We start from the raw sequence: 12940 nt of genomic DNA on the forward strand, positions 1-12940 counted from the left end.
TACATCTGACGTTTACGTCAACGTCAATGAGGCGTCGCCTCGCGCGGTCACCAGCGCGGGATCGCCTCGTCCTTCAGCTGGCCGCGCAGTTCGGGATAGTTGGGCACGACGGTGCGCACCGTCTCCCAGAACCTCGGGCTGTGGTCCATCACGCGCAGGTGGCTCAGTTCGTGGGCGACCACGTAGTCGATCACCGGCAGGCGGAAGTGGATCAGCCGCCAGTTCAGCCGGATCGAGCCGTCGCTGTGGGCCGTGCCCCAGAGCGTGCCGGCGCTGGAGAGCGTGAGCTTGCGCCACTGCACGCCCAGTTGCGGGGCATAGTGGTCCAGGCGCTGCGCGAACAGCGCCTTGGCCTGGCGCATCAGCCAGGCCTGCACCGCGTCGCGGATCTGGGCGGGCTGGGCGGTGTGCGGCAGCCCGATGTGCAGCGTCATGCGGGCGACGCCCGGCAGCGCCTCGCCGGCGGTGTTCAGCACGCCGCCGGTTTCGCGGAAGTCGTGGCGCGGGTCCAGCACCACGATGACCGGCTCGCCGAGGTAGGGGATGGTGGTGCCGTCCTTCCACTCGATGCGGGCGGCCTCCAGCCTTTCCTGTCGCTCGCGCGCGGCTTCCAGCTTGTTGACGATCCAGCGCGCCTTGGTGCGCACGGCGGCGTCGACCTCGCCCATCGGGACCCAGCGCGGGGCGCTCACGACCAGGCCCTCCGGGCCCACCATGAAGCCGATGTTCTTGCGGCGCGCGCGGCGGAACTCGTAGGCGACCAGGACTTCGCCCAGGCGTGCTTCGCGGTTGGCGTCCGGATGGCGGAAGGCCTGGGGGGCGAGCAGCGTCTCGAGCGCCTCGCCGGGCGAGCGTTCGACGTCTTCGGCGGGGATTTGCGCGGCGGGCGCCGGCGTGCGGTCGGCGACCTTGGCTTTCGGCTCGTCGAACAGGTCGAGGAGGAGCTGAAAGGGCGACTGCATGGGCCGCGATTCTAAGTGCGCGCTCGCGCGCACTCAACCGCGTTACACCTGCGCCGGCTCGTTCGTGGATTCCTGCGCGTAGGCTTCGGGGTCCAGGCGACGCATCTCCGCCTCGATCCAGGCCTGCACCTCGCGCATCATCTCCTCCGGCTGCCGTCCTTCGCTGGGGATCGGCTTGCCGATGGAGACGTCGACGACGCCCGGCCGCTTGAGGAAGGACTTGCGCGGCCAGCACTTGGCGGAGCTCACCGCGATCGGGATCACCGGCGCGCCCGTGGCGACCGCCAGGCGCGTGCCACCGAGCTTGTACGTGCCCGTCTGGCCCCGCGGGGTGCGCGTGCCTTCGGGGAACATGATCACCCAGATGCCCTGCGCCAGCAGCCGCTTGCCCTGCTCCACCACCTTGGAGAAGGCCTGCGCGCGCTGGCTGCGGTCGATGTGGATCATGTCCATGCGGCCCATCGCCCAGCCGAAGAACGGGATGTAGATCAGCTCGCGCTTGAAGACGTAGGCGAGCGGATGCGGCATCAGCGTCGGCATCAGGAAGGTCTCCAGCGTCGACTGGTGCTTCACCAGCAGGATCCCGGGGCTGGTCTTGCCCTGCGGCAGGTTCTCCATGCCGGTGACGCGAACCTGCACGCCGCACAGGATGCGCAGCGCGTCGATCTGCCAGCCCAGCCAGCGGGCGGCCTTCCAGTACATCTGCTCGCCGGTGGACCAGAGCGAGGCCGTCACCATCCAGATCCCCCAGGGGACCACGGTGACCAGCATCCAGAGGGCATGCAGCAGGGAGCGGACGAAAGACATGGGCGCGGAGTATCGCTCAGGCGGGACGCGGCGCCGGGCTGCGGGTGATCAGCCAGTCGGCGAAAGCCGCCAGGTCCTTGTGCACGCGCGTGCCTTCGGGGTAGCCCCCGGGCAGCACCGGCGTGCCCTGCAGTGCCGGCAGGGTGGGACGCAGGGATTCGGCCTTGCCGGTCAGCACCAGGTGCGGCTGGCACCCGACGGCCGCGCCCGCGACCAGGTCGCGCGCGGTGTCGCCCACGACGGGTGTGGTGCGCAGGTCCACGCCGAAGCGCTCGCCGATCTGCTCGAACAGGCCGGGCAGCGGCTTGCGGCACTGGCACTGGTCGTCCGGTGTGTGCGGGCAATAGAACACCGCGTCCACCCGGCCGCCGATGGCCGCCAGCATCTTGTGCATCTTGGCGTGAATGGCATTGAGCGTCGCGACGTCGAAGAGCCCGCGGCCGAGGCCGGACTGGTTGCTCGCCACCGCCACGTGCCAGCCGGCGTGGTTCATGCGCGCGATCGCCTCCAGCGACCCGGGCAGCGGCTGCCATTCCTCGGGCGTCTTGATGAACTCGTCGCTGTCGACGTTGATCGTGCCGTCGCGGTCGAGGATGACGAGTTTCATCGGAAGGCTCCCTTACTGCGCCAGGCGCGAGAGGTCCGCCACGCGGTTCATGGCCTGGTGCAGCGTGGCGAGCAGGCCCAGCCGGTTCAGGCGCAGATCCGCTTCGTCGGCGTTCACCATGACGTCGTCGAAGAAGGCGTCCACCGGGCCGCGCAGGGCCGCCAGCGTCTGGAGCGAACCCGTGTAGTCACCGGCTTCGAACTGGCTGCGGGCTTCCGGCGCGATCTTCCGCGTGGCGGCGTAGAGCGCCTTTTCCGCGTCTTCCTTCAGCAGCGGTTCGCTCACGTGCGGGTCGGCGCGGTCGGCCTTCTTCAGGATGTTGCCGATGCGCTTGTTGGCGGCGGCCAGCGCAGGCGCTTCGGGCAGCGCCGCGAACGCGCGCACCGCCGCCAGCCGCTTGGCGACGTCGCCCAGCCGCTGCGGACGCAGGGCCAGCACCGCATCCACTTCCTGCGCGCTGTAGCCCTGCTCGCGCAGCATGCCGGCGAGGCGTTCGTAGATGAAGTCCGTGAGCTGCTCCGCGGTGCCGGGCTGCGCCTGCGGGAACAGGCCGAGGGCTTCGATCACCAGCTCACCGATGGCCAGGTCCAGGTCCTTCTCCATCAGCATGCGGACGATGCCCAGGGCGTGGCGGCGCAGCGCGAACGGGTCCTTGTCGCCCGTGGGCAGCTGGCCGATCGCGAACAGGCCGGCCAGCGTCTCGAGCTTGTCGGCCAGCGCCACGACCAGGCCGACCTGGTTGCGCGGCAGGGCATCGCCGGCGAAACGCGGGCGGTAGTGGTCCTCGATGGCCGTGGCGATCTCGTCGCCCAGCTGGTCGTGCCGCGCGTAGTAGGCGCCCATGATGCCTTGCAGCTCCGGGAACTCGCCGACCATGTCGGTCAGCAGGTCGGCCTTGGCCAGGCGCGCGGCGATGTCGGCCTCGTGCGCCAGGTGATCGTCACCCAGCTGCGCGCCGATCACCTTGGCGATGGCGCGGACGCGTTCGATGCGCTCGCCCTGCGTGCCGAGCTTGTTGTGGTACACGACCTTCGAAAGACCGGCGACGCGCGATTCCAGCGTCTTCTTGCGGTCCTGGTCGAAGAAGAACTTGGCATCCGCCAGCCGCGGTCGCACCACGCGTTCGTTGCCGCCGACCACGGCGCTCGCATCCTGCGGACGGATGTTGCTGACGACCAGGAAGCGGTTCGTGAGCTTGCCTTGCGCGTCCAGCAGCGGGAAGTACTTCTGGTTGGCCTTCATCGTGAGGATCAGGCATTCCTGCGGCACTTCGAGGAACTCGGGCTCGAACGTGCACGTGAGCACGTTCGGGCGTTCCACCAGCGCGGTCACTTCGTCGAGCAGCGCCTCGTCCTCGATGGGACGCGCGCCACCGCCGGCGCGTGCGGCCGCTTCCTGCAGCTGCCGGACGATTTCGGCCCGGCGCTCGGCGAAGCCGGCGACCACCGCGCCCTGCTCCAGCAGGTCTTGCGCGTAGCTGTCCGCGTTCTGGATGGTCACCGTCGGCGAGGCCGCTTCGAAGCGATGGCCTTGCGTGGCCCGGCCGGACCGCAGGCCCAGGGCCTCGATCGCGACGACGTTTGCGCCGTGCAGCGCGACCAGCGCATGCGCGGGGCGCACGAACTTCACGTCCGTCCAGCCGTCCGCGAGCTGGTAGGTCATGACCTTGGGGATGGGCAGCCTGGCCAGGCTGTCGTGCAATGCCTTCTGCAGACCCTCCGCCAGCGTCACGCCCTTGACGGTGCTGTCGTGAAAGAGCGCTTCCGCCTTGCCGTCCATCGCGCGCTTGAGGCCGGGCACCGCGGAGGCGTCGGCCCCCAGCGCTTGCAGCTTCTTCAGCAGCGCCGGGGTCGCGTTGCCCGCCGCATCGAGGCCGACGCTGACGGGCATCAGCTTCTGCGACACCGACCTGTCGGCCGCCTGCGGCGCGACCGCCGTGATGTGCGCGGCCAGCCGGCGCGGCGACGCGAAGGCCGTGAGCCTGGACTCCGTGGAGGCCAGGCCCTGCGCCTTCAGCTGCTCCAGCAGGACGTTCGCGAACGACTCGCCCAGCTTCTTCAGCGCCTTGGGCGGCAGTTCCTCGACGAAGAGTTCGACCAGCAGGTTCTGCATCGCCATCACGCCGCCTTCTTCTGCATGTCGGCCACCCATTCGCGGGGAGCCATGGGGAAGCCGAGGCGTTCACGGCTTTCGTAATAGGCCTGCGCCACGGCGCGCGCCAGGTTGCGGATGCGGCCGATGTACGCCGCGCGCTCCGTCACGCTGATCGCGCCGCGCGCGTCGAGCAGGTTGAACGTGTGCGCCGCCTTGAGCACCTGTTCGTAGGCGGGCAGCGCCAGCTGCTGCTCCATGAGGTACTTCGCCTGCTTCTCGTGGGCGCTGAAGGCCGTGAACAGGAACTCGGCATCGCTGTGCTCGAAGTTGTACGTCGACTGCTCCACCTCGTTCTGGTGGTAGACGTCGCGGTACTTCAGGCCGTCGGTCCAGGCCAGGTCGTAGACGTTGTCCACGCCCTGCAGGTACATGGCCAGCCGCTCCAGGCCGTAGGTGATCTCGCCGGTGATCGGCTTGCAGTCGATGCCGCCCACCTGCTGGAAATAGGTGAACTGCGTGACTTCCATGCCATTGAGCCAGACTTCCCAGCCCAGGCCCCAGGCGCCGAGCGTCGGGTTCTCCCAGTCGTCCTCGACGAAGCGGATGTCGTTCTTCTTCAGGTCGAAGCCCAGCGCTTCCAGCGAGCCGAGGTACAGCTCCAGGATGTTCGCAGGAGCCGGCTTGAGTACCACCTGGTACTGGTAGTAGTGCTGCAGGCGGTTCGGGTTCTGGCCATAACGGCCATCCTTGGGCCGGCGGCTCGGTTGCACGTAGGCGGCCTTCCAGGGCTCCGGGCCGATCGCGCGCAGGAAGGTCGCGGTGTGCGACGTGCCCGCCCCGACCTCCATGTCATAGGGCTGCAGCAGCGCGCAGCCCTGCGCGTCCCAGTAGGATTGCAGCTTCAGAATGAGTTGCTGGAATGTGAGCATAGGGAGCGGGGCCTCACGGGCGGCCCCGTTTCGGCGCGGCCCGGTGGGCCGCGGAACCTTCCATTTTAGGGCCGCGGGCCGCGCCGGCCGGCAACCAGCGCCGCGGCGGCCGCGGCCAGGGCGGCCAGCCACAGCGGCCCGAGGCCGAACCGCGACACCCAGCGGGCGAACGGCGTCATGCCCTCGCCGCCCTGCACCTCCCCCACCAGCACGCCGCGGGTGTGGCGCTGCAGGGCGTGCGTGACCCGCCCGTGGCGGTCGATGATGGCCGTGGCCCCGGTGTTGGTGGCGCGGATCATCGGCCTGGCGAATTCAAGCGCGCGCATGCGGCTGATCTGGAGATGCTGGTCGATGGCCACCGTGTCGCCGAACCAGGCGATGTTGCTGAGGTTCACGAAGATCGTCGGTGCCCGGGCCGGGTCCGCAAAGCGGGCGCCGAGCTCCTCGCCGAACAGGTCCTCGTAGCAGATGTTCGGCGCGAGCCGCTGGCCCTGCCACTCGAAGGAGGGCTGGCCGACCCCTCCGCGGTTGAAGTCGCCCAGCGGGATGTTCATCATCCGCGTGAACCACTTGAACAGCGGCGGGATGAATTCGCCGAAGGGCACGAGATGGTGCTTGTCGTAGCGATAGGCGCGCCCGGGGCCGAAGCCGAGGGCGGAGTTGGTGTAGCCCTCCTCGAAGCTGCCCAGGGGCATGCCTACCAGAGCGGCGCGCTGGCCCTGCGCGAACGTCGCGCGGAGCGCCTGTTCGTAGCCCTCGGGCAGTTGCTGCGGAAGCAAGGGGATGGCGGTCTCCGGTGCCACCACCAGCTGGGCGCCGCTGTCGCGCAGGCGCTGACCGTACCACTCCAGCGCGACGGGGATGCCGGTGCCGCCCTGGAACTTCTCGTCCTGCGGGATGTTCCCCTGCAGCAATGCCACCTTCAGCACGGGACCGCCCGCTCCGTCCGCCGCGGAGGGCCGCTGCACGTTGCACGCGGCGAGCAGTCCGGCGCTGGCGGCCACCGCCACCCAGTAACGCCAGGAGGCCCGCACCGTCCCCAGCGCGAGGAGCGACAGCAGGTAGGCGAGCCAGGCCGCGGCGGCACCGACGCCGTACACGCCGATCCACGGCACCAGCGGCGCCAGCGGGCCGTCGACGTGGGCGTAACCGCCCGCCCCCCAGGGAAAGCCGGTGAAGAGCGTGCCGCGCAGCAGCTCGGCGCCCAGCCACAAGGCGGCGAACAGTACCCCTTCCAACCAGGTGCGGCCGGCCCGGGCGCGCGCGTACAGGCCGGCCGCGGCCGCGTAGTAGAGGGAGAGGAAGGCCGCCAGCAGCACGACGGCGGCGGCCGCCAGGGGCGATGCGAGGCCGCCGTACACGTGCATGGAGATGAAGAGCCACCAGAAGGTGCCCGTCAGCCACGCAGTCGCAAAGATCCAGCCCAGCAAAGCCGCGCCCTTCCAGCTGGCGGCGCGCTGCAGCAGGCCGGCGAGGCCGGCGAGCGACAGCAGCTGCAGCCACCACAAGGGTTGGCCACCGGCCGGCCAGGCCAGCGAAAGGGCTTGCAGGAGGCCCGCGGCGGCCGCCGCCAGCGGCGCCAGGCCGGCGCGCAACCGCGTCAAGATGCGGTGCCGGCGGCGTCCGCGGGCGAGACCTTGAACCAGCGCACGGCACCACCCTTGGTGTGCAGCACCACGAAGCTGAGGCCGGCCAGCGTGGCCACTTCGCCGCGCTTAGGCACGTGCCCCATGTGATGCGCGATCAGCCCGCCGATGGTGTCGAACGCCTCCACGTCCTCGGCCGCCCCGGCCAGGTCGACGCCGAAGGCTTCGCTCACGCGCTCGATGGAGGTGTCGCCGCTCACGCGGTAGGTGCGGTCCGCCAGGCCGAAGATGTCGCCTTCGTCGGCGGCGATGTCGAACTCGTCCTCGATCTCCCCGACGATCTGCTCGAGCACGTCCTCGATGGTGATCAGCCCGGCGACGCGGCCGAACTCGTCGATGACGATGGCGAGGTGGTTGCGGTTGCCGCGGAATTCACGCAGGAGATCGTTGAGGCCCTTGCTTTCCGGCACGAACACGGCCGGCCGCAGCAGCGCGCGCAGGTTCAGTTCCGGCGCCCGCTGCAGCTTCAGCAAGTCCTTCGCCATCAGGATGCCGATGATGTTCTCGCGGTCGCCCTCGTACACCGGGAAGCGCGAGTGCGCCGTGTTGATCACGAGGTGGAGGATGTCCTCGTACGGGGCATCGATGTTCACCAGGTCCATGCGCGGCGCCGCGACCATCACGTCGCCGGCAGTGAGCTCGGCCATGCGGATGACGCCTTCGAGCATCACGCGGGATTCGGGGCCGATGACGTCGTTGTCCTCGGCATCGGCCAGCGTCTCGATCAGCTCCGCTTTCGAGTCCGGCCCCGGATGGATGAACTCGGCAACCTTCTGCAGGAACGTGCGCTTGTCCTGCTTGTCATGCGCTGCGCGCGCAGGGTGGGGGTCTGACACGGCCTTTGAGGCGGTAGTAGGGGAGCCCATAGGATACCGGATCGCCCGGCACCAATGGCTCAGCCTTGGCTCAGCGCCCGCCCTTGCCGCGCGCCTCGCTGGCGCCGCGGCGGATCTCCTGCACGCCGGCGAGGAAGTCGAGGAAGTTCTTCGCCTGGACCTTCAGCCGGTAGTCCGCCTGCGCCACCTGCTCGTCCACCATCTCGCTGACGCGGCTGTCGAGCGTGGCCGGCGGCAGGCGCAGGTACGCCTCGGTTTCGGTGCCGTCCCGCTCCAGCGTGGCCCCGGCATTGCGCGCGATGCGGATCATGGCCGTGTTCTCCGAAAGGGCGTGGATGAACATCAGCTCGACGCCCTCGTTGCGCGCATGGACCACGGCGCGATCGAACAGCCGCGCCCCGTAGCCCCGGCCCCGCGCCTTCGCCAGCACGGACACGCCGAACTCCGCGCCAGGCGTGTCGCCGGGCTGATGGGGCAGGAAGGCCAGGTGGGCGACCGCGATCAGCTCCAGGCGGCGATTGAAGATGCCGAAGATGTCGTCGCGCTCGAAATCGAGGCGGTCGACGTACCGGCGGATCTGCTCGTCGTTGGCGGCGTAGCCGAAGCGCAGGTAGCGGTCCTGCGGTTCCAGGGCCAGCAGGTGGGTCGCGATCCGGCCCCGATGGCCGGCACCGAGCGACCGGATCGGGACGATCCGGGAGGCGCGGGGCAGTTGCATTTCAGCCATGACGAGACTTTAAGGGTTTTCCCGTATTCGCCAAGGTCGTACTCCTCTAAATGCGCGAGGAGCGGACGTCCTTCACGATGTTTCGGGGTGCGCCGAAACGAAACAGCGTGCTACAAACGGACGAGGGGAGTTTTTCAAAGAAGACGACATGTCGCTGACCGGCCTGGACGCGTCGAGGTTCACCCGTGCCACCAAGATCATCGCCGTGGCCGACGTGGTGGAGTCCGTTCGCCTCATGGAACGCGCGGAGCGCGAATTCATCATGCGCTGGCAGCGCTTCGTCGACTTCGCAGAGACGCTGGTGGCGCGTGAATCCGGCCGGGTGCACAAGAGCCTGGGCGACGGCCTGATGCTCCAGTTCTCGCATCCCGAGGGCTTCGTCCGCGCCGCACTGGCCATGCAAGCTTGGTTCGACGAAAGCAATGCGGAGCTGCCGCCCTCGCAACAGGCGCACCTGCGCGTGGGCGCGCACCTTGCGGATTACGTGGCGGACAAGCACGACATCTACGGCACGGACGTGAACCTCGCGGCACGGATCGCCTCCCTGGCGGGCCCTGGCGAGATCGTCATTTCGGCGGCCCTGCGACAGCGTCTCGGACCGGCGCCGGCCCTCTCCGTTTCAGTTCAGGACCTGGGCGGGTGCCACGTCAAGCACGTGAAACAGCCGATCCATGCCTTCCGGGTGGGCCACGCGGGCAGGGCACCGGTGATCCCCGCGCAGACGCTGGACACGCACGCGTTGCGCGCGACCGTGGCGGTGCTGCCACTCGCGACGGGGGGCGAACTCTCCGACGCCCTGGGTGCGGACACCTTGGCCGACGAGCTGGTCGCGGTCCTGACGCGCAGTGACGCGCTGCAGGTCATCTCGCGCATTTCGGCCGCGCCACCGGGCCTGGCGCAATCGGGCGCACGCTACGTCCTGACCGGCCGCGCGCGGCTGCATGGCTCCGCGCTGCGCTTGTACGTCGAGGTGGCAGACACGCAGAACGGCCATGTGATCTGGGCCCACACCTTCGAGGGAGAGCACGTCCGCCATGGGACCGTGGATGCGCGGTTGCTGGCGGGCGTCGAACTGGCCGTGCACGCTGCCGTGATCCACCACGAGGTTGAGCTTTCCCGTGGCCGGCCGCTGCCTGCCTTGCAGGAGCCGACGCTCCTGCTCGCCGCGCTCGGATTGATGCACCGGTTGTCGCCCGTGGACATGGACCACTCCCGCGGCATGCTCGAGCACCTGACGGACCGCTGGCGCCGCCATGCCATGGCCCACGCGTGGCTCGCCCACCTGCACGTGCTTCGGGTGCAGCAGGCGGGAGCGGGCGTGCGCGGCCACGACCAGGCCCTGGCCCGTGCGCATGGTGCCGCGGGGGTGCGATGCGATCCCGAGTCCGCGCTGGTGCTGGCGCTGGATGGACATGCGAGCTTGCACGGTGCGCGCAACCTCCAATGCGCCGCGGACCGCTATGCGCAGGCCCTCAGCCTGCGCGGGGACCATTCCCTGGCCCTGCTGTTCCGCGCGGAACTGCAGGCGATGCAGGGTTGCCCCCGCACGGCGCGAGCGCTGGCGGCCCGTGCCGCCGCGTCCCTCGCACTGGAACCCCTGCGCTACATGTACGACGCGATCGCGGCGCTGGCCGCGTTGGCGGACCACGATGCGGTCGAGGCGGCGCGGCTGGCGCAGCAGTCGCTGGACCGCAATCCGCGCTACCTGCCGGCTTGGCACACGCTAATCGTCGCGCAGGTGGAAAGCGAGCGGCTGGGGGAAGCGCGCGGAAGCCAGCAGCAGTTGCTGAAGCGGCAGCCGGCCTTCGGCGTGCGCAGCTTCCTGGAGGCGACGGCGCTTGGCGACGAGTTGGCCCGGCGCTTCGCCGACGCACTGCTGTCCGCAGGCACGCCGCGCTGAGCGCGGGAAGCCGGCTACCAGCGCGCCGGCAGCTTCTTCTTCAGCGTGATCCGCTTGATCCCGAGCTCCACGTACCCGCCCTTCTCGAGATCCTTCAGCAGCCGGCTCACCATCTCGCGCGAGGCGCCGACACGGCTGGCGATCTGCTGGTGCGTGATCTGCGTGAGTTCGATCGGTGCCTGGGTGCTGGCGGGGCCTTGCTGCCCCTCCAAGGTGTGGATCACGCGGCCATAGACGTCCAGCAACGCCATCTGCCGCGCCGTTTCGGTGGCCGAACGGGCCCGGCGGATCACCTGCGTCACGAGGGACAGGGCGAAGGCGGGTTCCTCCGCCAGGTGCTGCTGCACTGCCGCGCGGGATACCAGTGCGCAGAGGCAATTCTCCAAGGCCATGATGGATGCCGAGCGCGGCCCTCCATCGAGCGACATCTCCCCGAAGTAGTCGCCCGCCACGATGGTGCCGTAGGTGATCTCGCGCCCGTTCTCGTCGGTCGCGTACACCTTCACCTCGCCCTGCAGCAGGATGAAGAGTGAATCGCCAGGCTCACCCTCGTTCAGGATGATGGAGTTCTTGCGGTAGCTGCGCAGGATGCCGCGGGCGGCCAGCCGGGCGAGCGCGGGCTCGAGCCGGGCGACCAGCTTGTCCTGTTCGACGATGTTGCGGGACACGTTCATGGCGTCCACCCCCCTTTTTTGAAAACTTTAGCATGGCGCACAGGCGCGCCCAAACGTTGGAGACGGGCTAGTGCAGCGGATCCTGCGGGTGCGACGCGCCGATGGGCGGCAATACGGCCACTTGCCCCACCAGGGCCCGCACGCCGTTGGTGTGCGTCTTGGCGCAGAGGCTGCGGACATGGCTGCGGACGGTCGAGACCGCGACCTTCAGCTGCTGCGCGGCTTCCGGTGCGGAGTAGCCCTGGCAAAGGATCGCGAGCACCTGCTCCTCGGACGGGGTCAGCCCGTGGGTGCGGGCAAAGAAGCAGAGCATCACGGCATCGCAGACCGACACCCGCGAGAGAACGAGTGCCACCACGCGTGCATGCTCGCAGCCGTCCCTGCGAAGCGGCACCACCGCCACGCTGACCCGCAAGCCGTTGGAGCGCAAGGCGACAAGGCTTCGGCGCCCCGTCTCGGCCTTGGCGAGCGCATGCACCAGCAGGCGCGCCTGCGTGGCATCCACCGTTTGGACGTGCCCGTCCTGCAGGGCGAGAACCTTGCGCCGCGCGAGTTCATGGCGCGCGGCCAGGTTCGCGTGCAGCATCCCGCCCTGGGGCGAGGCGAGCACCACGCCGTACGCCAGTTCGTCCATCACCATCGACAGGCCTGTCGCCGTGGCGTCGAAAAAGCCGCGTGCCACGATGCCGGCACCCGATTGCAAGGCTGCATCCATTCTTCTGCCCCTCGTAAGACGGCACAGCTTAGGAAGGCGCCGCCGAACCGGGTAGCCAATTACGGCGGCCGTTCCAGTGACGGAATCACCTTGACAGCGAGGAAAGCAGCGCGATCGTTCGTTCGATGACTTCCGGGTGAAACGCGAGTCCCACGTGCGGCTGCCCCGGGACAAACCGGTTGTCCGCCGATGGCAACATGGCGGTGGACGGCGGGAACACGACGTTGTCGCAGTTGGTGTACCAGCAGGTGACAGGTGGCAAGGCGATCTCCGCATGGCTCGCCTCGAGTCCCGCCAGCCACTCGTTCTGCAGGCGCATCTGCAGCCCGTTCGCTCGTGTGCTGAAACGCGCCAGCCAGGTGCCTCCATGCGGCGATCCGATGGTGACCAGATGCGCCACCCGCGCGGGATCCCGCACCGTGCGCCACCACGCCCTGGCCGCCAGGCCGCCCATGCTGTGGCAGACCAGCACGGGGCGTCGCCCCGTCGCGGTGGTGATCCGATGCACGGCCGCATCGATGATGGGAGCGTAGTCGTCGATCGACGTGAAGACCGGCTCGAGGTTCACGGCCACGTACGGGTGGCCCAGCTGGCGCAGCCTCCGCATCCAGGGCGACCAGAAGCCGCGGTTGCACATGAAGCCGTGCACGAACACGACGGGCGTCTTCGCGCCGGGCGTGTCGACATGGTCGTCGACCTCCCGCCACCGCAGCGGCTGGCGCCACCAGAAGACCCGGAACCACTGGACCGTCTCACCGCGCCACGCACGCAGGAGCTGCCGGATCGAGGGGACGGGAGCAGCCCGGTCGCTTCGGGCGACGTGACGCACCAGCAGCAACTCCACGCCGATCACGATGGGGGGAACCATCGGCACGAGGAGCGCGCCGAGCACGGCCTGCCAGGGCGACGCCGGCCAGCGCCAGGTGAGCCAGGCAAGCGCGGCGAGGAGCTGAAAGGCGCAGGACAGCTGCAGCAGTCGAGCGAGACGCGAGGAGCCCGGCATGCGGGAAGTATCCTCCAATGTCCTGCACGCGACGCCTGCG

12 protein-coding genes are annotated in these 12940 nt (G+C 69.2%); 1 reads left to right on the forward strand and 11 read right to left on the reverse strand.

Annotated features, from left to right (window positions below; genetic code table 11):
- Positions 1-47: 47 nt before the first annotated feature.
- The 8 genes from IM787_RS05085 to IM787_RS05120 all read right to left on the reverse strand — a co-directional run bounded on the left by IM787_RS05085 (position 48) and on the right by IM787_RS05120 (position 8599).
- Positions 48-962, reverse strand: coding sequence for a M48 family metallopeptidase (locus IM787_RS05085; RefSeq protein WP_193675580.1), 915 nt, complete (start codon positions 960-962; stop codon positions 48-50).
- Between the two features lie 42 nt (positions 963-1004).
- On the reverse strand, positions 1005-1769 hold the full coding sequence (locus tag IM787_RS05090; protein WP_193675581.1) for a lysophospholipid acyltransferase family protein: 765 nt from the start codon (positions 1767-1769) through the stop codon (positions 1005-1007).
- 16 nt (positions 1770-1785) lie between these two features.
- On the reverse strand, positions 1786-2376 hold the full coding sequence (gmhB, locus tag IM787_RS05095) for a D-glycero-beta-D-manno-heptose 1,7-bisphosphate 7-phosphatase (RefSeq protein WP_193675582.1): 591 nt from the start codon (positions 2374-2376) through the stop codon (positions 1786-1788).
- 12 nt (positions 2377-2388) lie between these two features.
- On the reverse strand, positions 2389-4494 hold the full coding sequence (glyS, locus tag IM787_RS05100) for a glycine--tRNA ligase subunit beta (RefSeq protein WP_193675583.1): 2106 nt from the start codon (positions 4492-4494) through the stop codon (positions 2389-2391).
- Positions 4494-5399, reverse strand: coding sequence for a glycine--tRNA ligase subunit alpha (glyQ, locus tag IM787_RS05105; protein ID WP_193675584.1), 906 nt, complete (start codon positions 5397-5399; stop codon positions 4494-4496). The genes glyS and glyQ overlap by 1 nt, the downstream gene beginning before the upstream one ends.
- A gap of 65 nt (positions 5400-5464) precedes the next feature.
- The gene (gene lnt / locus IM787_RS05110; RefSeq protein ID WP_193676328.1) at positions 5465-6994 is read right to left on the reverse strand and encodes an apolipoprotein N-acyltransferase; all 1530 of its coding nucleotides are present in this window, start codon (positions 6992-6994) and stop codon (positions 5465-5467) included.
- Positions 6995-6999: 5 nt separating this feature from the next.
- A complete protein-coding gene (locus tag IM787_RS05115; RefSeq protein ID WP_193675585.1) occupies positions 7000-7881 on the reverse strand; it encodes a CorC family transporter in 882 nt (293 codons plus the stop codon).
- Positions 7882-7951: 70 nt separating this feature from the next.
- Positions 7952-8599, reverse strand: coding sequence for a GNAT family N-acetyltransferase (locus tag IM787_RS05120; RefSeq protein ID WP_193676329.1), 648 nt, complete (start codon positions 8597-8599; stop codon positions 7952-7954).
- Between the two features lie 157 nt (positions 8600-8756).
- On the opposite strand from IM787_RS05120, the gene IM787_RS05125 reads away from it, so the two are divergent.
- Positions 8757-10508 carry an adenylate/guanylate cyclase domain-containing protein gene (locus tag IM787_RS05125; RefSeq protein WP_193675586.1) on the forward strand — a complete coding sequence of 584 codons (1752 nt, stop codon included), beginning with the start codon at positions 8757-8759 and terminating at the stop codon, positions 10506-10508.
- A 14-nt stretch (positions 10509-10522) separates the two neighbouring features.
- Here IM787_RS05125 and IM787_RS05130 read toward each other — a convergent pair whose 3' ends face one another.
- From IM787_RS05130 to IM787_RS05140, 3 genes are all read right to left on the reverse strand, one after another.
- Complete coding sequence (locus IM787_RS05130) at positions 10523-11182, reverse strand: Crp/Fnr family transcriptional regulator (protein WP_193675587.1); 660 nt, start codon at positions 11180-11182, stop codon at positions 10523-10525.
- 67 nt (positions 11183-11249) lie between these two features.
- On the reverse strand, positions 11250-11897 hold the full coding sequence (locus IM787_RS05135) for a helix-turn-helix transcriptional regulator (RefSeq protein ID WP_193675588.1): 648 nt from the start codon (positions 11895-11897) through the stop codon (positions 11250-11252).
- 85 nt (positions 11898-11982) lie between these two features.
- On the reverse strand, positions 11983-12900 hold the full coding sequence (locus IM787_RS05140) for an esterase/lipase family protein (protein ID WP_193675589.1): 918 nt from the start codon (positions 12898-12900) through the stop codon (positions 11983-11985).
- Between the last annotated feature and the right edge of the window lie 40 nt (positions 12901-12940).

Source organism: Ramlibacter pallidus, from assembly GCF_015070875.1.
Classification (GTDB): Bacteria; Pseudomonadota; Gammaproteobacteria; order Burkholderiales; family Burkholderiaceae_C; genus Ramlibacter; species Ramlibacter pallidus.